This is a genomic window from Rugamonas violacea (assembly GCF_016461825.1).
Classification (GTDB): domain Bacteria; phylum Pseudomonadota; class Gammaproteobacteria; order Burkholderiales; family Burkholderiaceae_D; genus Rugamonas.
The window spans coordinates 50,869-73,350 of the sequence record NZ_JAEMNU010000074.1 but is presented as its reverse complement, the minus strand read 5'-3'; the positions used below and the strand labels follow the sequence as shown (position 1 = coordinate 73,350).

Genomic DNA, 22,482 nt, shown 5'->3' with positions numbered 1-22,482 from the left:
GTTCTCCTGGTTGTTATAACTTCGGTTATGAAGCGGTGGTGATGCTGTCGATGCGCGCCGGTGAAATCGGCAAACGCACGGAGTCGGGGCGCCAGCCGTATAGCAGCTCGGTGGCGCCGCCGCAGATGCGGCCCTGGCAGGGACCCATGCCGCATCGGCTGTGTAGCTTGGCGCTGCGCCAGCTGTTGTGCTGCCGCAGCTCGCCATGGCAAACGTCTTCGCAGCGGCAGACGATGGTGTCGTCGTCTGCCAGTGCGCTTAATTCGGGGCGTAGGACAAAGGTGCGCGCCAGGCGGCCGGCGAAGGCCTGCCAGCGCGCCCGTTCGGCGAAGTGGTCGCGCGCCTGGTCGGGCCGCTCGGCGGCGGCCAGGCCGGCGATGCGGCCCTCGGCCAGCGCCAGGTCGACGCCGCCGACGCCGGTGCCCTCGCCGGCGCAATAGACGCCGGCCACGGAGCTGTGCTGCCACTGGTCGACGCGCACCGCGCCGGCGGCGCTGGCGCAGCCGAGCGCCAGCGCCAGCTCCAGATTGGGCAGCAGGCCGTAGCCGCAGGCCAGGTAGTCGCAGTCCAGCGTCTCGCTGGCGCCGCCACGCTGCACGCTGACGCGCAGGGCCGGTGGCTGCGTCAAGCCGGCCTGTTCGTCGTCCAGCAGGCTGGCCACCGAGCGCACATAGCTGTTGTGCCGGTAGGGCACGCCACGCAGGCGGCGCATCAACTGCCATGCCTGCTGCAATTTGGACGGTGTGGCCGGCAGGCCGAGGGCGAAGCGGGCCAGCCGGGGCAGGGCGGCTTGCTCGACGATGGCGACCACTTGCGCGCCGCGTTCGCGCAGCGTGGCGGCCACCGCCAGCAGCAGCGGGCCGGAGCCGGCCACCAGCACGCGTTTTCCGGCCAGCGGATAGCCGCCCTTGGCCAACGCCTGCAGGCCGCCGGCGCCGGTCACGCCGGGCAGGGTCCAGCCGGGGAAGGGCAGCAGCCGCTCGCGCGCGCCGGTGGCGAGGATCAGTTTTTGGTAGGCCAGCGTTTCCGCGCCGTGCGGCGTTTGCACCAGCAGCCGGCCCGGCGCCGGCGCGTACAGCACGCGCGCCTGGTGCAGGAAGCTGACCTTGGGGCTGGCGCGCAGCGCGTCCCACAACCGGCGCGCGCGCGGGTCCGGCTGATGCTGCGGGCCGCCGCGCCAGATCTGGCCGCCGGCTTGCGGATTGTCGTCGACCACGACCACCTGCGCGCCGTTGGACTCGGCGGCGTGGGCGGCGGCCAGGCCGGCCGGACCGGCGCCGACCACCAGCACGTCGATGGCGCGGTTCGCGGCGCCGCCCGCCGTGTGCGTTGCGGGGTGCGTCGCGGCGCCGCTCATTGCGCCTCCGGCGATTGTGCAGTCAATACGTGCATACCGGACGCGCAAGGCGTCTGGCAGGCCAGTTGGTGCGCCAGGCCGTCGATGCTGACGCGGCACTCGTGGCAGACGCCCATGCCGCACAAGGGCGCGCGCGGCATGCCGCCGACCGAGCGGCGTGTCACCGGGCTGCCCGTCATGGCGATGGCGGCGGCCACGCTGGTGCCGGCGGCGACGCTGACCTCGCGTCCGTCGATGCGCAGGCTGATGCTGGCGCTGGGGCTATGCATGGCCGGCCGCCATGCCGGTCGAACCATGCCGCTCGAAGCGCTGCGGCAGATAGGGCTGGAAGGGAATGGCCGATGGCTCGCCGCAGATCTGCGCGGCCAGCAGCTGGGCCGTGGCCAGCGAGGTGGTGATGCCCAGGCCCTCGTGGCCGGTGGCCAGCCACAGGCCGTGACGCAGCGCGCTGGGACCGATCAGCGGCAAGCCGTCCGGACTGGCGGCGCGCAGGCCGGTCCAGCAGCGCAGCAGATTCATTTTGCCCAGCGCCGGCGTGAAGCTGGTGGCGTGGGCCAGCATGCGCGTCATCATCGCCGGGTCGACGGCCAGGTTGTCGGTGCCGAACTGGCGCGACGAGCCGATCAGGATTTGTCCGGTCGGGCGTGGCTGTAGATTGAAGGCCACCGAGTCGCCGCTGGCGGCGTGCGCGCTCTTGATGTAGCCCAGCTCGACCAGTTGATGGCGGATGAAGCCGGGGTAACGGTCGGTGATGGCGACATGGCCCTTCTTCGGCTGGATCGGCAGTTGCGGCAGCAGGACGCTGGAGCGCGAGCCGGCGGCCAGCACCACATGGGCCGCCTGCAGACGGCTGCCGTCGGCCAGCAGCACGCCGTGGTCCTCGATGGCGACCACTTCGCCGTTGAGCAGGGTGGTGCCACGGGCCAGCGCCTTGTCGAGCAGGATGCGGGCGCTCTTGGGCGGATACACCAGCGCGTCGCCGCTCACCAGCAGGCCGCCGGCCAAGCCGGCGCGCAGCTGCGGTTCGCATGCATACAGCGCTTCGGCGCCGAGCAGTTCGCAGGCCAGGCCGTGGCCGGCCAGCGTCTCCGCCTTGGCGCCGGCGGCGGCCATCTCCTCCTCGTCGGCGGCGATCCAAAGGGTGCCGCAGCGGCTGTACTCATGGCGCAACGGCGCCGCCTCGACCAGCTGGTTCCACAGCCGGATCGAATAGGCCGACAGGGCCAGTTCGGCCGCGCTGTCGTCCATCACCACCAGATGGCCCATGCCGGCCGCCGTGGCGCCGCCGCCCACGCCGTCCTGCTCGATCAGCGTGACGCGCAGGCCGCGCATGCTCAGCGCGTCGGCGCAGGCGGCGCCGACGATGCCGGCGCCGACCACGATGACGTCCGGCGTCATGCCGGGTTCCGGCATACAAGACCGGTGGCGCGGACTCCCCCACGCGGCCGGTGGAAATGGAACACCATGGACATCAGCGGATGCCCCAGACGAAAGGGTCGCTCGGGTCGAGGATCAACTGGCCCTGGGCGTTGACCCAGGCCTGGCCACGGATGCTGGGAATCAGCGCGCCGTCGCGGTAGCGGTAGGAGCCGGTGAAGACGCTGCCGATGATGCTCTCCTGGCGCCACAGCGCGTGCTCGGCCAGCTTGCCGTCGGCCGCCAGGCAGGCCAGCTTGGCGCTGGTGCCCGTGCCGCAGGGCGAGCGGTCGTAGGCCTTGCCGGGGCAGAGCACGAAGCTCTGGCTGTCGGCGCCCGTGCGCGAGGGGCCGAACAGTTCGATGTGGTCGATCTCGGCGCCGTCGGTGCCGCCGATGCCGGCCTGCGCCAGCGCCGCGCCGACGCGGGCGGCGAAGGCGGTCAGCGCCTCGACGTTCTCGACGCGCAGCTCCAGGCCGTGCTCGGCGACCAGGAAGAACCAGTTGCCGCCCCAGGCGACGTCGCCGACCACCGCACCGTGGCCGGGCACGTTCACACTGACCTGGCGCTGGCTGCGGTAGGAAGCCACATTGTCGAGGGTGACGCTGCCGTCGGCGTGCAGCTCGGCCTCGACCACGCCGACCGGCGTGTCGATGCGGTGGCGGCCGACGCCGATGCGGCCCATGTGGGCCAGCGAGGCGACCAGGCCGATGGTGCCGTGGCCGCACATGCCGAGATAGCCGACGTTGTTGAAGAAGATGACGCCGGCGACGCAGTCGGCGGCGTGCGGTTCGCACAGCAGGGCGCCGACCAGCACGTCCGAGCCGCGCGGTTCGCACACCACCGCCGAGCGGAAGTGGTCGTGCTCGCAGCGCAGCGTGGCCAGCCGTTCGGAGAGGGGGCCGTTGCCCAGTTCGGGGCCGCCGGCGGTGACCAGGCGGGTCGGTTCGCCGCCGGTGTGGGAGTCGATAATGGAGATGGATTTCATAGTGAAATCATAAGCCCGGCCGCGCCGCCTGTCTTGCACACGCCCGGCATCAAAGATGACGAAATCGGCACAATCGTCACATGACAACAAGGGCAAACGGTGGTTTAATCGGGGCGCACGGGGTGGCCCGGGCACAGCGGGGAGTCAAATGGCGCAGACATTGAAACAGGATCGGACACGGCAGGCGGACGCGCGCGACGCGCTCGGCCGCCGCATCGCCGACGCCTTCTTCGCCGAGCATCTGTTCGACGCGCTGCCCGACGTGGTCTTCTTCGTCAAGGATGCCGAGGGCCGTTACGTGGTGGTCAACCAGGCGCTGGTCAAGCGTTGCGGCGTCAAGGAGAAGACGGCGCTGATCGGCCGCACGCCGGCCGAGGTGTTCGCCCATCCCTTCGGCCAGACCTATCTGGCGCAGGACTTGGCGGTGCTGGCCGGCGGCGCCGATATCGACGACCAGCTCGAACTGCACCTGTATCCCAACCGCGACCCCGGCTGGTGCCTGACGCGCAAGGTGGCGCTGCGCGACGCGGCCGGCGCCATCGTCGGCCTGAGCGGCGTGTCGCGCGATCTGGCGATGGCCGACCAGAAGAATCCGGCCTATGCCAGGGTGGCCGCCGCCGCGCGCATGATCCAGGAACAGTTCGACCAGCCGCTGCCGCTGAGCCAACTGGCGCGCACCGCCAACATGTCGGTGGCGCAGATCGAGCGCTACTTCCTGCGCATCTTCCACCTGACGCCGCGCCAGATGATTATCAAGGCGCGTCTGGACGCCGCCTCGCGTCTGTTGATTGGTCCGGCCAGCGTGGCCGAGATCGCCCAGGCCTGCGGCTACGGCGACCACAGCGCCTTCACGCGGCAGTTCAAGGCCACGGTCGGCGTGACACCCAGCCAGTACCGTTTGATGTTGCGGGGGTGAGACAGATTGCCGGTTTTTTATCAGTGGGCGCGGCGGCCGTAGCGGATGCGTCGTGGCGAAACGGCTTCTTTGACGCCTGGTAGGACCAATCCGGCCGCCGCGCGCGGCCAGCTGCGCGGCTAGTTGGCGGTGCTAGTCGGCGCGGCTAGTCGAACTCCGGCCCGAAGCGGCTGCGCACGAAGTCGATGTGGGTTTGCATGGCGGTGCGCGCCTCTTCCGGCCGGTTCAGGCAGATCGACTCGGCCACGCTGCGGTGCTGCTGCAATAGCTGCTCGGCGACGTTGGCGTCGATCTCGCGCAGGCCGTTGCCGTTCAAGGTGATGTGCTCGCGCAGCATGCTCAACACGCTGGTGTGCAGGTGCAGGAACATCGAATTGTGCGAGGCCAGCGCGATCGCCTCGTGCAGACGGGTGTCGGCGTTGGCCTCGGCCGGACGGTTGTCGTCGCGGCGCGCCTGCTCCAGTTCCTGCATCAAGCCCTTGATGCGCTCGCGTTCCTCGGCCGTGGCGCGCTGCGCCGCGAAGTAGGCGGTGGCGCCCTCCAGCACGCGGCGGAACTCCAGGATGTCCTCGCGCACGCCGGGATGGTCGGCCACCAGCTCGCCCCACGGCGTGCTGATGCCGGTGCGCAGTTGGTCGGTGACGTAGACGCCGGCGCCGGCCCGGCTGCGCAGCAGGCCGCGCGCGTTCAGGCGCTGGATCGCCTCGCGCACCGTGTTGCGCGACACCTGGTACTGCTCGGCCAGCACGCGCTCGGCCGGCAGGCGCGCGTTGGCCGCCAGCGAGCCGTCCAGCAGGGCCGCCTCCAGCTTCTGTATCACCTCCGCCACCCGTCCACCCGCCTGCCTGCCGCGCATCGCATCTCCTTTGTCCTGGCTCGGCGCATGCCGCGACGCCGGCAAAACCCAAGGGCGCAACCTGGGGTCAGACCCGACGGGTCTGACCCCGGCTCTTTGCCGCTGGGGTTTGCCGGTATCGCCGGCGCCTCGCATTCCATGTATTCGCCAACTCCGCGATTGGTCCAACCAATTTGTGGTCCGCCGCATCCGCTGGGATTATGGGCTGAACAAAAATAATACGCAAACCTTCGCACCATCGAGGAGACACCATGCAGGACCGAGACTATCCCACCGCCCCCAAACAGGTCTACCTGTTCGGCACTTGCGTGATCGACCTGTTCATGCCGGAAGCGGGGCTGGACGCCGTCCGCCTGCTCGAACGCGAAGGGCTGGCCGTGCACTTCCCGCGCGGCCAGAGCTGCTGCGGCCAGCCGGCCTACAGCAGCGGCAATCCCGACGAGGCGCGCGCCGTGGCGCTGGCCCAGATCGACCTGTTCGCCCAACCCTGGCCGGTGATCGTGCCATCCGGCTCCTGCGCCGGCATGATGCGCCACCACTGGCCGCAGCTGTTCGCCGACGACCCGGCCACTGCCGCCAAGGCGCAGGAACTGGCCGGCCGCATCTACGAGCTGAGCGAATTCCTGCTGCACGTGCTGAAGGTCGATTACCGCGCCGCCGTCGGCGCCCCGGTCGAGCAGGTGGTGCTGCACACCTCCTGCGGCGCGCGGCGCGAAATGGGCACCCGCGTTCACGGCGTGGCGCTGGTCGACGCGCTGCCCGGCGTGCAGCGCATCGAACACGAACACGAATCGGAATGCTGCGGCTTCGGCGGCACCTTCTCGCTCAAGCACGCCGACATCTCCGGCGCCATGGTCAAGGACAAGGTGGCCGCCGCCTGCGCCACCGGCGCCGGCCGGCTGGTCTCGGCCGACTGCGGCTGCCTGCTCAACATCGGCCACGCCGCCCGCTTCCAGGGCGCGCCGCTGGCGGTCGAGCACATGGCCAGTTTCCTCTGGCGCCGGGTCAACGGCACGGCCGCCGCCGGAGGTGCCAAATGAGCGGCCCGGGCGCACGCGAACAGATGCTGGGCCGCCTGCGCGCGGCGGCACCGGCCAACGCCGACAACCTGGCGCAACTGCAGCGCCGCATCGACGATTACTACACCGGCCTGCATGCCGCGCTGCCGGCCACGCCGCAGGATCTGGCGCAGGCCATGCACGACGCCTTGAGCGCCGCCCACGCCGACGTGTGGTTCGCCAGCGGCGCCGACTGGCAGCAACTGCTGGCGCAGAAGATCGCCGCCAAGGGCGTGCGTCGCCTGCTGCTCGATCCAACCAGCGCCGAGGGCGCGGCCCTGGCCGGCGCCTTGCCGGCCTCGGTGCAGCCGCTGTCCTTCGACTGGCCGCTGGAGCACTGGAAGGCCGAACTGTTCGACAGCGTCGACGCCGGCTTCACCGTGGCCCGCTCCGGCATCGCCGCCACCGGCACGCTGGTGCTGGCGCCGGATCGCGGCACGCCGCGCACCGTCTCGCTGGTGCCGCCGCTGCACATCGCCCTGGTCTACGCCAGCACGCTGCACCGCGACCTGTATGCCGCCGCCCAGACCGAACACTGGGGCGAGGGTATGCCGAGCAATCTGGTGCTGGTGTCGAGCCCGTCGAAGACGTCGGACATCCAGCAGACGCTGGCCTACGGCGCCCACGGCCCGCGCTGGCTGTGGGTGGTGATCGTGCTCGACGGCGCGCCGGCCGCAGCGGGAGCGCAGCAATGAACGCGCCGCTGAACAACGCCGCCAAGGCCGCGCTGACCCCGCCCGCCGCCGCTGCCGCCGTCACCGCCGCCGCCGTCACCACCGCCGCCGTCACCACCGCCGCCGTCACCACCGCCACCGCCACCGCCAATGCAGCGCCGCTGAACTTCGTGCCGCCGGCCGACTTCCGCGCCCGCGCCCGCGCCGCGCTGGACGATCCCAAGCTGCGCCAGAGCTTCCGTGGCGCGATGGACTTCCTGCAGGCCAAGCGCGTCGTGCAGTTCCCCGACGGCGCCGAGCTGGAACAGATGCGCGACCTGGGCGAGGCGATCCGCCAGCACGCGCTGGCCAATCTGCCCGACCTGCTGGTGCAACTGGAGAGCAATCTGACGCAGGCCGGCGTGCAGGTGCACTGGGCCGCCGACGCCGCCGAGGCCAACGCCATCATCCTCGGCATCGCCCAGCGGGCCAAGGCGCGCAAGGTCATCAAGGGCAAGTCGATGGCCAGCGAAGAGATCGAACTGAACCACTTCATGGCGCAGCACGGCGTGTCCTGCCTGGAGTCGGACATGGGCGAGTACATCGTGCAGATGGCCGGCGAGAAGCCCTCGCACATCGTCATGCCGGCGATCCACAAGACCAAGGCCGACATTGGCGCCCTGTTCGAGCAGCACATCGCCGACACGCCCTACACCGAGGATGTCGATAGCCTGATCCAGACCGGCCGGCGCGCGCTGCGCCAAGCCTTCGTCGACGCCGACATCGGCCTGTCCGGCGTCAACTTCGCGGCGGCCGACACCGGCACGTTGTGGCTGGTCGAGAACGAAGGCAACGGCCGCCTTTGCACCACCGTGCCGGACACCCACATCGCCATCATGGGCATGGAGAAGGTGGTGGCCAAGCTGGAGCACATCGTGCCGCTGGCCAGCCTGCTGACCCGCTCGGCCACCGGCCAGGCGATCACCAGCTACTTCAACCTGATCTCCGGCCCGCGCCGCGCCGACGAACGCGACGGCCCGCGCGCCGTCCACCTGGTCTTGCTCGACAACGGCCGCAGCCAGGCCTACGCCGACGAGCAGTTGCGCGCCACCTTGCAGTGCATCCGCTGCGGCGCCTGCATGAACCACTGCCCGGTGTACGCCCGCATCGGCGGCCACGCCTACGGCACCACCTACCCCGGCCCGATCGGCAAGATCATCTCGCCGCACCTGCTGGGATTGGCCGCCACCGCCGACCTGGCCACCGCCTCCAGCCTGTGCGGCGCCTGCGGCGAAGTGTGCCCGGTGCGCATTCCGATTCCGCAGTTGCTGATCCGCCTGCGCACCGAGGCCAATCGCGATCCGGCCCAGCAGGTCGACCATCCGCTGCGTGGCCAGGGCGCCCGGTTCTCCCGTGCCGACAAGCTGGTGTGGCGCTTTTGGAGCGGCGCCTTCGCCCGGCCCACTGTGTACCGCCTGTTCCGCTGGGCCGCCACGCGCCTGCGCGCCTTCACGCCCAAGCAGCAACTGGGTTGGACGGCGCACCGCGCCCCGCTCAAGCCGGCCGCGCGCAGCCTGGCCGACCTGCTGCGCGAGCGCGACCAGCCAGAGTAGCCCCGACGCGGTGGCCGCATCCGGCATGAATGCCGCGCTTTGGGAAAACCCACAGGCACAAACTGGGGTCAGACCCGACGGGTCTGACCCCGGCTCTCCGCCTCTGGGGGAAGGGGGAGCCGCCGGCGCCTTAACTGAGTGGCATTCGGCTGCGCCCTTGGCCATACGCCGCTGAGTGGCACCGGTGTTCCCGTCACAGCGCCGACCAGTTTTAGTTGTTTTGCTTGTCCCATCGTCACATAAAAAATAGTTCAACGAACGTTCTTGGAGGAGTCACCATGCAAGCCTGGAGTCAAATATACGCACCGCTCGGCAGCCTAGGCCTGTCGGCGTTTGTCGCCGCCGTACCGATCATTTTCTTCTTCCTCGCGCTGGCCGTCTGGCGCATCAAGGGCCACGTCGCCGCCGCCGTCACGCTGGCGCTGGCGCTGGTGGTGGCCATTTTCGCCTACGGCATGCCGGTGTCGCAGGCGCTGGCGGCGGCCGGCTACGGCTTCGCCTACGGCCTGTGGCCGGTGGCCTGGATCATCGTCACGGCGGTGTTCCTCTACAAGGTGGTCGAGCAGACCGGCCAGCTCGACGTGATCCGCGCCTCGGTGGTGGCGATCACCGACGACCAACGCCTGCAGATGCTGCTGATCGGCTTCGCCTTCGGCGCCTTCCTCGAAGGCGCTGCCGGCTTCGGCGCGCCGGTGGCGATCACCGCCGCGCTGTTGGTCGGGCTGGGCTTCAACCCGCTGTACGCGGCCGGCCTGTGCCTGATCGCCAACACCGCGCCGGTGGCCTTCGGCGCGATGGGCATCCCCATCATCGTGGCGGGGCAGGTGACCGGCATCGACCCGATGCTGATCGGCGCCATGGCCGGCCGCCAGCTGCCGCTGCTGTCGCTGCTGGTGCCGTTCTGGCTGGTGTTCATGATGGACGGTTTTCGCGGCATCCGCGAAGTGTGGCCGGCCGCCCTGGTGGCCGGCGCCAGCTTCGCCGTGACCCAGTACATCACCTCCAACTTCATCGGCCCGGAACTGCCGGACATCACCTCGGCCCTGGTCTGCCTGGTCTCGCTGACCGGCTTCCTCAAGGTGTGGCAGCCGGCCGGCGCCAAGGCCGCCGCGCGCGCCAGCGTCTCGGTCGGCGGCGGTGCCGTCGCTCTCGGTGGCTTCGGTGGTTTCGGCGCTGCTGTCGGCGGTGGCTTCGCCGGCGGCGCCAAGCAGGACGGCCGCAAGGCCTCGCCGTTCACCTTCGCCCAGACGCTGCGCGCCTGGTCGCCCTTCCTGATCCTGACCGCCATTGTCACGGTGTGGAGCCTGCCATGGTTCAAAAGCCTGTTCGCCGCCAAGGGCGCGCTGGCCGACACGGTGATCAAGTTCCACGTGCCCTTGCTCGACAAGCTGGTCATCAAGACCGCCCCCATCGTCGCCGCGCCGAAGGCCTACGACGCCGTGCTCAAGCTCGACTTCCTGTCGGCCGTCGGCACCGCGATTTTGCTGACCGCGATCATCGCCGTGGTGCTGCTGAAGATGAAGCCGGCCGCCGCCGTCAAGGCCTTCGGCCAGACCGTGGTCGAGCTGAAGCGCCCCATCCTGTCGATCGGCCTGGTGCTGGCCTTCGCCTTCGTCGCCAACTACTCCGGCATGTCGTCGACGCTGGCGCTGGTGCTGGCCGGGACCGGCGTCGCCTTCCCGTTCTTCTCGCCCTTCCTCGGTTGGCTCGGCGTGTTCCTGACCGGCTCGGACACCTCGTCGAACGCGCTGTTTTGCTCGCTGCAAAACACCACCGCGCACCAATTGGGCCTGTCGGACACGCTGATGGTGACCGCCAACACCACCGGCGGCGTGACCGGCAAGATGATCTCGCCGCAGTCGATCGCCGTGGCCTGCGCCGCCACCGGCCTGGTGGGCAAGGAGTCGGAGCTGTTCCGCTTCACGCTCAAGCACAGCCTGATGTTCGCCGCCATCGTCGGCGTCATCACCACCGTGCAGGCCTACTTCCTGACGGGGATGATTCCGCATTAAATCCTGCGCCGGACCGGGCTGCCCTAGCCGAACAGGCTAAAGCCGCCCGGCATAGCGTTGCAGCATGTCGGCGCTGGATCGGTACACCACGTGCAGATGCTGGAATCCGGAATCCGGCACGCGCCTGCCATCCTCGAAGGCCTGTCATGCGCCGGTCTTTTTGTCGTCGTCTTTCATCGAGTGGTGACGGCGCGCAATCCAAGGCAGCTTACGGAATCAGGAAGGAGGTGGGCGAATGTTGACGGCTTTCCCGTTGACTATGTCGTAGGGTATGCGTACTTGTGCGAATGGGAAGTCGCTGGGATTGCGGGTGATGATCAGACGCCCATACAAATTGGCCGTCGCTTGTATGATTGCATAGCAAAATTTCATTCATCGCCGCAGCATGATGATTGAGTGCGTCGATCAAGATATTGGTATCGAAAAGGACTAGTGCCATTCTGCACGCAATATCTTTTGATACAGCACCCCGTCCTTGGGGGCATCCTGCCGCTTCTTCCAAAGCCCAAAAATTTTCTCGACCGCATCACGTCGTCTTTGGTCGTCGTCGTTGTTGGCGAGGGATTCTGACGGACTGATCTGATTGTTGGCGAGTGTTCCCGTGTCGATCATCTTGGCGTGAATGAGTCGGCGTATCTGCTCTTGAACGAGCACTTCCGGAGGACGTTGCTCAATATGAGCAATTTCTTGTAAATTTTCCATGTCCGAGTCGGAAATTTTCACGGTTATCAGGCGCATAGTGCCTCCGGGGGGAAGTCGGTCAAATCAGTGTACTCCATGGGTGGAAGATTGTCGCTGACTGATATCCGCGTCAAGCCGGGCTGCCCTAGCCGAACAGGCTAAAGTCGCCGGCATAGCGTTGCAGCATGTCGGCGCTGGATCGGTACACCACGCTCAGATGCTGGAATCCGGAATCCGGCAGGCGCCTGCCATCCTCGAAGGCCTGCCATGCGCAGGTCTTTTTTTCGTCGTGCCGGGCCGGCACCCAGAGTTCCAGTTCGACCGCCGACTCATCCCAGCTGCGCAATTCGTGCTGCATCAGCAGCCAGCGGTAGCTTTCCAGATTGGCGATGTCTTGCTGCATCTTGTAGGCGTCGCCGTCGATGGCGATGCGGCCGTTGTCCAGCTGTTGCGTCTCCGCCGCAGTCAGATCGATGTCGGCTGGGCGGCGCTTGAAAAAGCCTTCGTCGTTGTATTGGGCCGAGTACTTGAAGTCGATGATGCGAAAGCGGCCGTCGGGCTGCCTGAGCACCAGATCGGGCCGGCGCGCCCTGCCGTTGCGGGCGAACACCCGATGGCGGTTGGTGCGCCATTGCTGGCGCTGTTGCGGCGCGACGCCGGACAGCAGGGCATCGTCGCAGGTGAAAATCTGTGCCGCGCCATATTCGGCCAGGGCATGGCCGAGACAGGCGGCTTCCCACACGCGGTGGAAGCCGCGCATGCCCCAGATGTCGCCACTGTCGCCGCCCACGGACAAGCACAGTAGTTGCTCAAGCAGGGCGGACAGCTCGCGCGCCTCGCTGTCCATCGGCGGCGCGCGGCGCAATTCCGCTTCCAGCGCCGCTTGCAGCTGCAACAGCGTGGTGGCGCGCGCCGCGCCAAACAACGATGCCTGGCGCGGCAAGCGCTGAGCGTCGCCGAAGCGCTGTGCCAGATGATTCCACTCGGCCTGCAGGCCGGTGGCGAGCTCGCCTTGCCAGTGGCCGGGGAAGACGTGCAGGAGCGCGTCGATGGCCAGCCAGCAGGCCAGTCCCACCAGGCCGCCGCTGTGACGGCGTATCTGCTTCAGTTGCCCCCATTGCTGGTCGAAGTAGGCGCTGCCGTCGGGCAGGTAGATGGCGCGTTCCAGGTTGCGGCCGAGGTGGCGCGGGTCGAACGGCGCCAGCGCCGGTACACGCAGAGGACCGAGTTGGCGCGGCTGGCGCAGGCGGCGCATCAGATCGATGTAGCCGGCCACCGAGTTGTAGCCGACGCTGCCGCCGCGCTGCTGCCAGTGCAAACCGTCGGCATGGCGCAACAGACCATCGCGCGGCGCGCAGTGACGTTCGGCGGCCAGCACCTCGTCCGGGTGTTGGTCGGCGAAGCGCGCCATCACCCGCGTCAGTTGGCCCAGCGCCGCCAGTCGCGCCGCAGCCGGGATGGCGGCCTGATCGAGCTGATAGCCATGGGGCAGATGCAGCACGGGCTCGCCATCCGGCACCGCACGCAGGCCGACGAAGTCCTCGTTGTCGGTGCCGTTCCCGTCGGCTTGCTCGTCCGCTAGTGGCGGCGCCGGTGCCGCTGCAGTTGGCGTACTCACGTTTTCATCAAGCCTTCAAGTAGCGCGTCGACATTTTCATCGGTGGCGAACTCGCCGAAGGTGCGCGGCTCGGCGATGGCCGCATCGACGCTTTGCAGCAGCGCGGTCAGCGGCGCCGTGTCGCGGGCGAAGACGTTATCCCACAAGAAGAACATCAGCTTGTTGCGGATCGCCTCGCGCGATATTTCCGATGACGGCGGTGTACTGGCATTGCTGGCGCTTTTTACTTCCGGCAGCAAGGCTTTGGCCAGACCGGCGGCATGCATGTTCGAGGCGCCGAACGGCCAGCTGACGCCCAGCGACTCCGCCACTGGACGGATCGAATCGTTGCGCAGCAGGCCGCTGTCGCCCAGCTCCTCGGCGGAAGGGAAGTGTGCGACCCAATCGCTATATGCACTTTTCGAAAGCAGTTGACCCAGTGTTTTTTCCAGTGTTTGTAGTGGCGTGGGCGACTGATTTTTGCTGCTCTTGATGAACCATAGGCCGACCTGTTTATCGTCGATCCTGCGGCCGGGCAGACTGCTCGCGATAAAGGCATTCAGCTTGACCAGCAGCGCATGCCAGCCATGCTTGGTGCCGGCCACCAGGGCCAGGCCTTGCGGGCCTTGCCAGACCTCGGCCTGATGGCCATGCCAGTGCATGAAAGCGAAGTCCCAGCGTCGTTTGAAAGCGGTGTCCATGTAGTAGACCGATTCGTCGCTGGTGTTCATGGTGCCGATCAGCGACAGATTGGGCGGCAGGCGCAGTTTGTAGCCGACGCACTCTTGGTCGGCGTTGCGGACGCATAGCTGGTCCGGCAGTTGGTCCATGGTTTTGCCCAGGCGGAGCATCTCCTGTTTCAGCGCATCATAGAACATCGTGCTCAGCTCCAGCCCGTATTCCGACCAGCCGTGCTCATCGCGGTCGAGCAGCTGGAAGGCGTCGCCAAAGATCTGCGCGCAGTTGCCGCGGTTGATTTCGTCGATCGCCAGCAGCACCTTGCGGCCCTCGCTCTGGCCGGCATAGGCCAGCGCCAGCGCCTTGAGCAGCGGGCCGACATGGATGCGGTATTCAATCGTGGGGCTGGCTTCGAGCTGCACCAGTTTCACATCCCTCAGGTGGACGGATTCGCCGCTGACCTGGTAGGAGTGGACGCGTGTGCCGCTGTGCGGCAGCAGCTTGGCGAGGAAGTCGCCGTAGCTGTATTCCGGGTGGAAGGTGGTTTCAATCAGTTGCTGGCTGTCGCGTGCGATACCCAAATGGCTGGCGGCCAGTTGGCGCACGTGGAAGCTCTTGCCGCAACCGGGCGGTCCAAAAAGAATCTGTTGCAGCCATGGCGTCGTCATGCTTATCTTTCATGAAATGAAGACGGTATGCTAACCCGGATTGTTTTTGGGAATCAAGGCTGGGCGGCGGCGTGCCATGTGAAAAGCCCTTGCTGCGATACTGGATACATACTTGTATCATTTGTGATTCAAAGGGGGGAGCATGAAAGCCATCGTCACAATCGACGACGCCCTGTATAACAAGGCCTTTGAGCTCGCCGATCCGGCCATGGACAAGGCAGACCTCTTCCGCGAAGCCATCAAGACCTTTGTGAGCGTCCGAGCCGCCAAGCGCTTGGCGGCGTTGGGCGGCACGATGCCCGATATGTCAGAAGTATTTCGCCGCCGGTCCGAGCCAGCCATATAAGAAAGTCGGCCCTCAGGCAGCGCGTCGGGCCGCAAATGAAAAAGCCGCCGACCCTTGCGGGACGGCGGCTTTTCGGTATTGGTGGTGATAGGTGGACTTGAACCACCGACCCCAGCATTATGAATGCTGTGCTCTAACCAACTGAGCTATATCACCGAAACAAAAATGGCCCGGACCGTGTTGGTCCAGACCAGTTCTGATATGTTCTTGGTGGTGATAGGTGGACTTGAACCACCGACCCCAGCATTATGAATGCTGTGCTCTAACCAACTGAGCTATATCACCTGCAACGCCCAGCATTATCGGGGTTGGGCCAAACGCTGTCAAGACTGGCCCGGACATTTTTGCGCGATTGTCGACCCGGCGGGCCGCCGGCGCCAGCGCGGCGCCAAAATATTGGCAAATTGGTATGCTGTACAGTGGCTGCGCGCGGCGGCCTCTTTTCACGGGAGAGAGCATGGCCACCAACATCTTCGTCAACCTGCCGGTGCGGGACCTGGGCAAGTCGATCGCCTTCTTCACCAGCCTGGGCTATAGCTTCAATCGGCAATTCACCGACGAGACGGCCACCTGCATGGTGGTCGCCGACAACATCTTCGTCATGTTGCTGAGCGAGGAGAAGTTCCGCAGCTTCACGCCCAAGCCGATCTGCGACGCGCACACCAGCACCGAGGTGCTGATCTGCCTGCAAGTGGACAGCCGCGCCCAGGTCGACGCGCTGGTCGGCAAGGCGCTGGCGGCCGGCGGCACGCTGTACAAGGCGGCGCAGGACCACGGCTTCATGTACGGCCACGGCTACCAGGATCTCGACGGCCATATGTGGGAAATCATTTACATGGATGGCGCCGGCGCGCCGGCCTGAGCCGTGCCGGCGCCGGCGGCGCACGCGGAATCGGCCGAGCTGTTAAAATTTGGGCAAGATTGCATGCATTTCAATCCAGGGATGCCGCAGTCGGCCAGCGCCGGCCGTGCATTCCGCATTTGTTTCGGCGCGGCCTGCGGGCGGCGCCGAGTCCCAAGCTCTGCTATTTAAGTCAGGATTTATTCATGCTGGTTCATTCCGTCACATTCACCGCCAAACCCGACGCCATCCCCGCCCTGCTCGACCTGGGCGCCATGCTGGTGCCGCTGTCGCGCGCCGAGCCTGGCTGCGTGCGTTACGATTTCCTCCAGGAGCCGCACAATCCACAGCGCTTCGTCTTCTTCGAGCTGTGGAAGAGCCGCGCCGATCTGGACGCGCACTTCGCCATGTCGTATTTCAAAACCCTCGACGAGCGTCTGCCGTCGTTGATTGAGGGCGGGGCCGAGATCCTGACCTATGCAATCGAAGGTCCGAAGCCGGCCTTCTAAGCTGGTTTTACAGCGGCGCCGGCCTACTGGCCGTGCGCCGTGATCTGCGCCAGCATGCTGGCGGCCGGATCGTTCCCCAGGCAGTCGATGACGACCCGCTGCGGCATCGAGCGCAGCCAGGTCAACTGGCGCTTGGCCAGCTGGCGGGTGGCGATGATGCCGGTTTCGCGCATGGTCTTGTAGTCGATCTCCCCCTCCAGATATTCCCACGCCTGGCGATAGCCGACGCAGCGCATCGACGGCAGGCCGGGGTGCAGGTCGCCGCGCCGGCGCAGCAGCTCCACCTCGCGGACCAGATTGTCGTCCGTGCCCTCGTCGAGCATGATGTCGAAGCGGCGGGCGATGCGCTCGTGCAGCACGGCGCGGTCGGACGGCTCCAGCGCGAACGACAGCAGCTCGAAGGGCAGCTCGGTCTTTTCGCGCAGCGCCAGCAGCTCGGACATCGGCTTGCCGCTCAGCGCGCAGATCTCCAGCGCGCGCTGGATGCGCTGGGCGTCGTTGGGCGCCAGCCGGGCCGCCGTCACCGGGTCGAGCGCGGCCAGGCGCTGGTGCATGGCCGGCCAGCCGTGCTGCGCCGCCTGGTCCTCCAGCTCGGCGCGCAGCACCGGATCGGCGCCGGGCAGTTCGTCGAGGCCGTCGGCCAGTCCCTTGAAGTACAACATGGTGCCGCCCACCAGCAGCGGCAGCTTGCCGCGCCCGACGATGTCGTCGACCAGGCGCAGCGTGTCGTGGCGGAACTGCGCCACCGAATAGGCGTCGAGCGGGTCGATGATGTCGATCAGGTGGTGCGGCGCGGCGGCGCGCTCGGCGCGGGTCGGCTTGGCGGTGCCGATGTCCATGCCGCGATACACCAGCGCCGAGTCGACCGAGATGATCTCGGACGGGATGCGGGCGGCGATGGCGAGGGCGGCGGCGGTCTTGCCGGAGGCCGTCGGCCCCATGATGGCGACGGCCAGCGGACGAATTGCTTGAGTAGTCATGTATCGATTCTTTATTGGCCGCGCAGGAACAGCTTGTCGAGCGCGGCGATTTCCACCTGCACCCAGGTCGGGCGGCCGTGGTTGCACTGGTCGGCGCGCTCGGTCGCCTCCATCTGGCGCAGCAGGGCGTTCATCTCCTGGGTCGAGAGGATGCGGTTGGCGCGCACCGCCGTGTGGCAGGCCAGCGTGCCGAGCAGCTCGTTGCGCCGCTCGATCAACACGCGCGAGCCGCCGAATTCGCGCACGTCGCGCAGCACGTCGCGCGCCAGCGTTTGCGCGTCGGCGTTCTTCAGCAGCACCGGCACGGCGCGCACCGCCAGCGTGGTCGGCGACAGCGCGGCGATGTCGAAGCCGAGCGCGTGCAGCGTTTCCTGGTTCTCCTGCACCGTGGCCACTTCCAGCGTGTCGGCGTAGAAGGTGATCGGGATCAGCAGCGGCTGGATCTGCATGTCGTTGCCGGCCACCTGGCCGTCGAGGGCGTTCTTCAGTTGTTCGTAGAGGATGCGCTCGTGGGCGGCGTGCATGTCGACCAGCACCAGGCCCTTGCTGTTCTGCGCCAGGATGTAGATGCCGTGCAGCTGGGCCAGCGCGAAGCCGAGCGGGAACTCCTCCTGTGCCATCGCCTCGGGCGTGGCGGTGTAGGGCACGGCCTGCGGCAGCGCCTTGTCTAGGTCGAAGCTGCTGGCGGCGCCGAAGCCGGTGGCGGCACTGCTGGCGCCCAAGCCCGAAGCGGAGGCCGCGCCGCGTTCGCCGGCGGCGCCAAAGCCGCCGCCGAAGCCGCCCGAACCACTCGAACCACCGGAGCCGCCCGAGCCGCCCGAGCCGCCGCCGGAGCGCGCGCCGGAAGCGGCGTCGGAAAACAGCGCGCCATAGCGCTCGCTGCTCTGCGCCACTCCGCCGCCGGCACCGCCGCGCGCGCCGAACGGCGAGGGCGAGAAGGTCGGCGCGTAGTGCGGCGAGAGCAGGGCGCCGAAGCTGGTCTGCTCCTGTTCGCGCATGGCCGGCGCCGCCGCTTGCGCGCCGCCCAGCCCCGCGCCGGCCGCCTGGGGCGCCGGCACGGTGCCGTGCGCGGTGGCCGAGGTCTGCGCCAGCGCGCGCTGCACGGCGTGGAAGACGAACTGGTGCACCGCGCGGCTGTCGCGGAAGCGCACCTCGATCTTCGACGGGTGGACGTTGACGTCGACCAGCACCGGGTCGAGTTCGAGCGCCAGCACGTAGGAGGGGAAGCGGTCGCCGTGCAGCACGTCCTGGTAGGCCGCCTTGACGGCGTGGACCAGCAGCTTGTCGCGCACGAAGCGGCCGTTCACGTAGAAGAACTGGGCGTCGGCGCGCGCCTTGGAGGCGGTCGGCAGGCCGACATAGCCGTGGATGCGCAGCGGGCCGGCCTGCTCGTCGATGGCCAGGCGCGCTTCGGCGAAGCCGTCGCCGAGGATGTGGGCGCTGCGCTTGGCCATCTCGCTGACGTTCCAGTGGTCGACGGTGCGGCCGTTGTGGCTGAGCGAGAACGAGACGTCGGGCCGCGCCAGCGCGATGCGCCGCACCACCTCGGCGCAGTGGCCGAACTCGGTCTGCTCCGACTTGAGGAACTTGCGCCGCGCCGGCGTGTTGAAGTACAGGTCCTGCACGTCGACGGTGGTGCCGTGCGAGCCGGAGGAGGGCGCCACGGTGCCGTTGTGCGAGCCGACGATCTCCCAGGCGTGGGCGCCGTCGGCGGTGCGCGAGGTCAGCGTGACCGAGGCCACCGAGGCGATCGAGGCCAGCGCCTCGCCACGGAAGCCCAGCGTGCCGACGTTCTCCAGGTCGTCGAGCGAGGCGATCTTCGAGGTGGCGTGGCGCGCCAGCGCGAGCGGCAGCTGCTCGGGGGCGATGCCACGGCCGTTGTCGGTGATGGCGATGCGCTTGACGCCGCCCTCCTCGATGCGCACGGTGATCTGGCTGGCGCCCGAGTCGAGCGCGTTCTCCAGCAGTTCCTTGACCACGGCGGAGGGCCGCTCCACCACCTCGCCGGCGGCGATCTGGGAAATCAGCTGGTCGGGCAGGGCCTGGATGGGGCGGGGGGAGCGGTTTGGGGTGTCGGGCGCGTTCATCCCGCGATTATACCGGGTGGCGGGCGGCTATTTGTCGGCCTGTTCGCGCACCGGGATGGGCGCGTTGCACAGTTCGATGTGGCCGGCGGCGTACTTGCTCCACGGCCCGCCGCGGTTGCGCTGCGCCTCGACGGCGGCTTGGTAGGTGGGCGCATCGCTGCGCATCACTTCCAGGTGGCTGCGTTCGGCCTCGGGCAGCTCGGCGGCCAGGCGCACCGACTTGATCGGCACGCGCAGCTCCGGCTTGTCGTAGTAGCCCATCGGCGCGGCGCCGCGCGGCAGCGCCGACAACAGCGGCATGCCGGCGACGACGCGGCCGACCACGGTGATGTTGCGGTCGAGCTGGCGCGGCGCGTGGCCGGTCACGGCGTACAACTCGGCGCCGTTGCCGCTGTCGCTGTCGTTGTCGCGGCCGACGCCGACCATGCCGTAGCAGTGGGCCAGCCAGGTGCTGCGCATCTTCGGATCGCGGCCGACCGGGAAACCGTTCGAGTGGCCGACCAGCGGGGCGTAGCCGTCGCGGTCGGGCAGGCGCACGAAGTGCTTGTCGTTGGCCATCGGCACGGTGAATTCGCCGGCCACCTTGGCCTTGGCGCTCTTCAGCGGCTTGGGGTTCTTCTCGTCCGGGTCGCCCCATTGGGCGACGAAGTTGTCCTGCGAGCGCAGCACGGCCAGGCCGTCGTAGTAGCGCTCCTGCACCAGCGTCTTGATGTTGGCGATGTTGTTGGGGGCGAAGTCGGGCGCCAGTTCGATCACCACCCGGCCGCCCGGCAGCTCCAGATACAGGGTGTTGTTCGGGTCGAGCGGGCGCCAGTCGCCCGGCTTGGAGGCCTTGATGACGTCGCCCAGGCTGGCCTTGGCGGCCGGCGCCGGCGCCGGCGCCGACCTGGCCTCGCTGGCGGCGTTGGCGCGGGCGGCATGGGCGCCGCCGGCGGCCAGGGCCAAGGCCAAGGCCAGCGTCAGCGCGCCCGGCTTGAGCGGCAGGGGCAGAGTCGGCGCCGGGGTGGCGCGCTGGCGGGTTACGACGGTCGAAACTTGCATCCGGGTCTCCTGAGGGGAATGGTGGCGGGGCCGGCCGCGACGCTGCGCGCGGGCGGCGGATCCGTCGGCAATTGTAATCTGCAAGATGGCCGAAATGGAAACTTACAATTTCCTCCGCCCGGCGGCGCCGGTGTTTGCTATTCTCGGCACGAAATATCCCCCGTCGACCGGCCGCCGGGCCTGCGGGTGGTGTATGATTCCGCCGCAACCTTTATGGGAAGAATATGGATTTGATGCAATTTTTGGACATGATCCTTCATGTCGACAAGACGCTCGAAGTGCTGATTCAGCAATACGGCACGCTGGTGTACGCCGTGTTGTTCGCCATCATCTTTTGCGAGACCGGCCTGGTGGTGCTGTTCTTCTTCCCTGGCGACACGCTGCTGTTCATCGCCGGCGCCCTGTGCGCGGTCGGCGAGATGAACCTGGCGCTGTTGATGGTGCTGCTGGTGACGGCGGCCGTCACGGGCAACACGCTCAATTATTGGATCGGCGAGAAGATCGGCCAGCGGGTGTTCACCCACGATTACCGCTGGCTCAACAAGGACGCGCTGCGCCGCACCCACGACTTCTTCGAGAAGCACGGCGGCAAGACCATCATCCTGGCCCGTTTCGTGCCGGTGGTGCGCACCTTCGCCCCCTTCGTCGCCGGCGTGTCCGACATGACGCATGCCCGCTTCCAGCTCTACAACATCACCGGCGCCCTGCTGTGGGTGGTGGCGCTGACCACGGCCGGCTACTTCTTCGGCAACATCGCCATCGTCCGCGAGCACCTGACCGAGATCGTGCTGTTCGGTGTCGGCATCGCCGTGGTGCCGATGGCGCTGGGCGGCATGTGGAAGCTGTCGCGCCGCATGCTGGGCCGCTGAGCGCCCGTTTGACCGTCCGGCCCGGCGCCGGAGCGCAGCATTGAATCCGACGCCACGGCCCACGCCGTGGCGTTTTTCATGGCGCGCCGGTTTTCCTCTTGGCAAATATATTCTTTCATGCAAGGTCTGCATGGCTCAAGTTTTGCCCTAGTGCATCCGTAAACCAGTATGTAATTCTCTTTTACTACCTGGATCCCCATGCGTACTCTGATCGCCCTGATTGCCTGCTGCTTCGTCACCGCGACGGCAAGCGCGAACGATCCTCCGCCCATCAAGGCGGCCCCCGCCAAGGGCATCGAGCCGGTTCGTCCGCACTATCCCGGCGCCGGCAACCAGGGCGCCAAGGGCTCCGGCGGCGATGCCTCGTCCTCGTCGGCGTCCTCCTCGTCTTCGTCCTCGTCCTCGTCCTCCTCTTCGGCGTCCAGCCCGCGCATGAGCGAGCGCGAGCGCGAGGCCCAGGCCGAGGCCGACCTGTCGGCCAAGATCGCCGCCCGCCTGGCCGTGATGCGCGCCAACCAGGCCGCCCGCGCCGCCGCCCAGGCCAGGGCGAAGAAGGTGGCCGCCGTGGCCGCCGCCGCGCCGCCGGTGCAGTTCCGCAGCAACCACTGGTCCTACGAGGGCGAGACGGGGCCGGCCAACTGGGGCCGCATCAATCCCGACTGGGCCAAGTGCGGCAGCGGCAACCGCCAGTCGCCGATCGACATCCGCGACGGCATGAAGGTCGAGCTGGAGCAGATCGCCTTCGACTACAAGCCGTCCTCGTTCAGCGTGACCGACAACGGCCACACGGTGCAGGTGATGCTTAGCGGCGGGAATTTCATCACCATCCAGAACCGCATGTACGAGCTGATGCAGTTCCACTTCCACCGGCCGTCGGAGGAACGCATCAACGGCAAGGGCTACGAGATGGTGCTGCACCTGGTGCACAAGGACGCCGAGGGCCGGCTGGCCGTGGTGGCGCTGATGCTGGAGCGCGGCCGGCCGCAGCCGACCATCCAGACCGTGTGGAACAATCTGCCGCTGGAGAAGCTCGAGACCAGCACGCCGTCGATCGTGCTCGACCCGGCCGATTTGATTCCGCAGCGGCGCGATTACTTCACCTATATGGGGTCGTTGACCACGCCGCCATGCAGCGAGGGCGTGTTGTGGCTGGTGATGAAGGAGCCGTTGCAGGCCTCGCCGGCGCAGATGGCGCTGTTCAGCCGCCTGTATCCGCTCAACTCGCGGCCCATCCAGCCCGGTTCGGGACGGATGATCAAGGAATCGAACTAGGGGCGGCGGCGAGAAGCCCCAGCGGCGCAACCCTGGGGTCAGAC

Annotated in this window: 21 protein-coding genes and 2 tRNA genes; 10 read left to right on the top strand and 13 right to left on the bottom strand. The window is 67.7% G+C overall.

All coding sequences use genetic code 11. The annotated features are described in order from the left end of the window. Window positions 1-25: 25 nt before the first annotated feature. From H7U20_RS14335 to H7U20_RS14320, 4 genes are all read right to left on the bottom strand, one after another. Complete coding sequence (locus H7U20_RS14335) at window positions 26-1,357, bottom strand: NAD(P)/FAD-dependent oxidoreductase (RefSeq protein WP_199759828.1); 1,332 nt, start codon at window positions 1,355-1,357, stop codon at window positions 26-28. Beyond that, complete coding sequence (locus H7U20_RS14330) at window positions 1,354-1,626, bottom strand: (2Fe-2S)-binding protein (RefSeq protein WP_199759827.1); 273 nt, start codon at window positions 1,624-1,626, stop codon at window positions 1,354-1,356. The genes H7U20_RS14335 and H7U20_RS14330 overlap by 4 nt, the downstream gene beginning before the upstream one ends. Beyond that, window positions 1,619-2,755 carry an NAD(P)/FAD-dependent oxidoreductase gene (locus tag H7U20_RS14325; protein ID WP_199759826.1) on the bottom strand — a complete coding sequence of 379 codons (1,137 nt, stop codon included), beginning with the start codon at window positions 2,753-2,755 and terminating at the stop codon, window positions 1,619-1,621. Before H7U20_RS14325 ends, H7U20_RS14330 begins: the two co-directional genes overlap by 8 nt. 73 nt (window positions 2,756-2,828) lie before the next feature. Then, entirely contained in the window at window positions 2,829-3,761 is a 933-nt protein-coding gene (locus tag H7U20_RS14320; RefSeq protein ID WP_199759825.1) for a 4-hydroxyproline epimerase, read from the bottom strand. A 148-nt stretch (window positions 3,762-3,909) separates the two neighbouring features. Here H7U20_RS14320 and H7U20_RS14315 point away from each other — a divergent pair, with 148 nt between their 5' ends. Then, window positions 3,910-4,677 carry a helix-turn-helix transcriptional regulator gene (locus tag H7U20_RS14315; RefSeq protein WP_199759824.1) on the top strand — a complete coding sequence of 256 codons (768 nt, stop codon included), beginning with the start codon at window positions 3,910-3,912 and terminating at the stop codon, window positions 4,675-4,677. Window positions 4,678-4,822: 145 nt separating this feature from the next. Here the strand turns inward: H7U20_RS14315 and H7U20_RS14310 are convergent, their stop codons facing one another. Beyond that, window positions 4,823-5,533, bottom strand: a complete 711-nt coding sequence (locus H7U20_RS14310) for a FadR/GntR family transcriptional regulator (protein WP_199759823.1) — start codon at window positions 5,531-5,533, stop codon at window positions 4,823-4,825. A gap of 251 nt (window positions 5,534-5,784) precedes the next feature. On the opposite strand from H7U20_RS14310, the gene H7U20_RS14305 reads away from it, so the two are divergent. The 4 genes from H7U20_RS14305 (at window position 5,785) to H7U20_RS14290 (ending at window position 10,869) form a co-directional block, all read left to right on the top strand. Then, window positions 5,785-6,573, top strand: a complete 789-nt coding sequence (locus H7U20_RS14305) for a (Fe-S)-binding protein (RefSeq protein WP_199759822.1) — start codon at window positions 5,785-5,787, stop codon at window positions 6,571-6,573. After that, window positions 6,570-7,286, top strand: coding sequence for a LutC/YkgG family protein (locus H7U20_RS14300; protein ID WP_199759821.1), 717 nt, complete (start codon window positions 6,570-6,572; stop codon window positions 7,284-7,286). Before H7U20_RS14305 ends, H7U20_RS14300 begins: the two co-directional genes overlap by 4 nt. Beyond that, a complete protein-coding gene (locus tag H7U20_RS14295) occupies window positions 7,283-8,857 on the top strand; it encodes a LutB/LldF family L-lactate oxidation iron-sulfur protein (protein WP_199759820.1) in 1,575 nt (524 codons plus the stop codon). Before H7U20_RS14300 ends, H7U20_RS14295 begins: the two co-directional genes overlap by 4 nt. Before the next feature lie 278 nt (window positions 8,858-9,135). Next, on the top strand, window positions 9,136-10,869 hold the full coding sequence (locus H7U20_RS14290; RefSeq protein ID WP_199759819.1) for a lactate permease LctP family transporter: 1,734 nt from the start codon (window positions 9,136-9,138) through the stop codon (window positions 10,867-10,869). Window positions 10,870-11,298: 429 nt separating this feature from the next. On the opposite strand, the gene H7U20_RS14285 is transcribed toward H7U20_RS14290, so the two are convergent. From H7U20_RS14285 to H7U20_RS14275, 3 genes are all read right to left on the bottom strand, one after another. Then, complete coding sequence (locus H7U20_RS14285; RefSeq protein WP_199759818.1) at window positions 11,299-11,607, bottom strand: hypothetical protein; 309 nt, start codon at window positions 11,605-11,607, stop codon at window positions 11,299-11,301. A gap of 88 nt (window positions 11,608-11,695) precedes the next feature. After that, a complete protein-coding gene (locus H7U20_RS14280; RefSeq protein WP_199759817.1) occupies window positions 11,696-13,168 on the bottom strand; it encodes a hypothetical protein in 1,473 nt (490 codons plus the stop codon). Continuing rightward, window positions 13,165-14,493 carry an AAA family ATPase gene (locus tag H7U20_RS14275; RefSeq protein ID WP_199759816.1) on the bottom strand — a complete coding sequence of 443 codons (1,329 nt, stop codon included), beginning with the start codon at window positions 14,491-14,493 and terminating at the stop codon, window positions 13,165-13,167. The genes H7U20_RS14280 and H7U20_RS14275 overlap by 4 nt, the downstream gene beginning before the upstream one ends. Window positions 14,494-14,635: 142 nt before the next feature. Between H7U20_RS14275 and H7U20_RS14270 the strand changes: the two genes are divergently transcribed. Beyond that, window positions 14,636-14,839 carry a type II toxin-antitoxin system VapB family antitoxin gene (locus H7U20_RS14270; RefSeq protein WP_199759815.1) on the top strand — a complete coding sequence of 68 codons (204 nt, stop codon included), beginning with the start codon at window positions 14,636-14,638 and terminating at the stop codon, window positions 14,837-14,839. Window positions 14,840-14,918: 79 nt separating this feature from the next. Here the strand turns inward: H7U20_RS14270 and H7U20_RS14265 are convergent. Both H7U20_RS14265 and H7U20_RS14260 read right to left on the bottom strand, forming a co-directional pair. Continuing rightward, window positions 14,919-14,995: transfer RNA gene (locus tag H7U20_RS14265), tRNA-Met, on the bottom strand. A gap of 52 nt (window positions 14,996-15,047) precedes the next feature. Further along, window positions 15,048-15,124 (bottom strand) — tRNA-Met (locus tag H7U20_RS14260). A gap of 172 nt (window positions 15,125-15,296) precedes the next feature. On the opposite strand from H7U20_RS14260, the gene H7U20_RS14255 reads away from it, so the two are divergent. Both H7U20_RS14255 and H7U20_RS14250 read left to right on the top strand, forming a co-directional pair. Next, the gene (locus H7U20_RS14255; protein WP_199759814.1) at window positions 15,297-15,701 is read left to right on the top strand and encodes a VOC family protein; all 405 of its coding nucleotides are present in this window, start codon (window positions 15,297-15,299) and stop codon (window positions 15,699-15,701) included. Between the two features lie 185 nt (window positions 15,702-15,886). Then, a complete protein-coding gene (locus tag H7U20_RS14250; RefSeq protein WP_199759813.1) occupies window positions 15,887-16,189 on the top strand; it encodes a putative quinol monooxygenase in 303 nt (100 codons plus the stop codon). A gap of 23 nt (window positions 16,190-16,212) precedes the next feature. On the opposite strand, the gene miaA is transcribed toward H7U20_RS14250, so the two are convergent. From miaA to H7U20_RS14235, 3 genes are read right to left on the bottom strand one after another with little or no spacing between them, the layout of a single operon-like run. After that, window positions 16,213-17,169 (bottom strand): tRNA (adenosine(37)-N6)-dimethylallyltransferase MiaA, encoded by a 957-nt coding sequence (gene miaA, locus H7U20_RS14245; protein ID WP_199759812.1) that lies wholly within the window; start codon window positions 17,167-17,169, stop codon window positions 16,213-16,215. 11 nt (window positions 17,170-17,180) lie between these two features. Next, window positions 17,181-19,256, bottom strand: a complete 2,076-nt coding sequence (gene mutL / locus H7U20_RS14240; protein WP_199759811.1) for a DNA mismatch repair endonuclease MutL — start codon at window positions 19,254-19,256, stop codon at window positions 17,181-17,183. A gap of 27 nt (window positions 19,257-19,283) precedes the next feature. Then, the gene (locus H7U20_RS14235) at window positions 19,284-20,297 is read right to left on the bottom strand and encodes a peptidylprolyl isomerase (protein WP_199759810.1); all 1,014 of its coding nucleotides are present in this window, start codon (window positions 20,295-20,297) and stop codon (window positions 19,284-19,286) included. Between the two features lie 224 nt (window positions 20,298-20,521). Between H7U20_RS14235 and H7U20_RS14230 the strand changes: the two genes are divergently transcribed. Further along, a complete protein-coding gene (locus H7U20_RS14230) occupies window positions 20,522-21,166 on the top strand; it encodes a VTT domain-containing protein (RefSeq protein ID WP_199759809.1) in 645 nt (214 codons plus the stop codon). Between the two features lie 198 nt (window positions 21,167-21,364). Then, window positions 21,365-22,438, top strand: a complete 1,074-nt coding sequence (locus H7U20_RS14225; protein WP_199759808.1) for a carbonic anhydrase — start codon at window positions 21,365-21,367, stop codon at window positions 22,436-22,438. The last annotated feature ends 44 nt before the right edge of the window (window positions 22,439-22,482 follow it).

Bases quoted from the DNA above. Each gene is read 5' to 3' on its own strand.
- H7U20_RS14325 (WP_199759826.1), bottom strand. From the start codon at position 2,755: ATGACGCCGGACGTCATCGTGGTCGGCGCCGGCATCGTCGGCGCCGCC.
- H7U20_RS14225 (WP_199759808.1), top strand. From the start codon at position 21,365: ATGCGTACTCTGATCGCCCTGATTGCCTGCTGCTTCGTCACCGCGACG.
- H7U20_RS14305 (WP_199759822.1), top strand. From the start codon at position 5,785: ATGCAGGACCGAGACTATCCCACCGCCCCCAAACAGGTCTACCTGTTC.
- H7U20_RS14295 (WP_199759820.1), top strand. From the start codon at position 7,283: ATGAACGCGCCGCTGAACAACGCCGCCAAGGCCGCGCTGACCCCGCCC.
- H7U20_RS14270 (WP_199759815.1), top strand. From the start codon at position 14,636: ATGAAAGCCATCGTCACAATCGACGACGCCCTGTATAACAAGGCCTTT.
- H7U20_RS14255 (WP_199759814.1), top strand. From the start codon at position 15,297: ATGGCCACCAACATCTTCGTCAACCTGCCGGTGCGGGACCTGGGCAAG.
- H7U20_RS14235 (WP_199759810.1), bottom strand. From the start codon at position 20,297: ATGCAAGTTTCGACCGTCGTAACCCGCCAGCGCGCCACCCCGGCGCCG.
- H7U20_RS14320 (WP_199759825.1), bottom strand. From the start codon at position 3,761: ATGAAATCCATCTCCATTATCGACTCCCACACCGGCGGCGAACCGACC.
- mutL (WP_199759811.1), bottom strand. From the start codon at position 19,256: ATGAACGCGCCCGACACCCCAAACCGCTCCCCCCGCCCCATCCAGGCC.
- H7U20_RS14275 (WP_199759816.1), bottom strand. From the start codon at position 14,493: ATGACGACGCCATGGCTGCAACAGATTCTTTTTGGACCGCCCGGTTGC.
- H7U20_RS14230 (WP_199759809.1), top strand. From the start codon at position 20,522: ATGGATTTGATGCAATTTTTGGACATGATCCTTCATGTCGACAAGACG.
- H7U20_RS14300 (WP_199759821.1), top strand. From the start codon at position 6,570: ATGAGCGGCCCGGGCGCACGCGAACAGATGCTGGGCCGCCTGCGCGCG.
- H7U20_RS14285 (WP_199759818.1), bottom strand. From the start codon at position 11,607: ATGCGCCTGATAACCGTGAAAATTTCCGACTCGGACATGGAAAATTTA.
- H7U20_RS14330 (WP_199759827.1), bottom strand. From the start codon at position 1,626: ATGCATAGCCCCAGCGCCAGCATCAGCCTGCGCATCGACGGACGCGAG.
- H7U20_RS14250 (WP_199759813.1), top strand. From the start codon at position 15,887: ATGCTGGTTCATTCCGTCACATTCACCGCCAAACCCGACGCCATCCCC.
- miaA (WP_199759812.1), bottom strand. From the start codon at position 17,169: ATGACTACTCAAGCAATTCGTCCGCTGGCCGTCGCCATCATGGGGCCG.
- H7U20_RS14290 (WP_199759819.1), top strand. From the start codon at position 9,136: ATGCAAGCCTGGAGTCAAATATACGCACCGCTCGGCAGCCTAGGCCTG.
- H7U20_RS14315 (WP_199759824.1), top strand. From the start codon at position 3,910: ATGGCGCAGACATTGAAACAGGATCGGACACGGCAGGCGGACGCGCGC.
- H7U20_RS14310 (WP_199759823.1), bottom strand. From the start codon at position 5,533: ATGCGCGGCAGGCAGGCGGGTGGACGGGTGGCGGAGGTGATACAGAAG.
- H7U20_RS14335 (WP_199759828.1), bottom strand. From the start codon at position 1,357: ATGAGCGGCGCCGCGACGCACCCCGCAACGCACACGGCGGGCGGCGCC.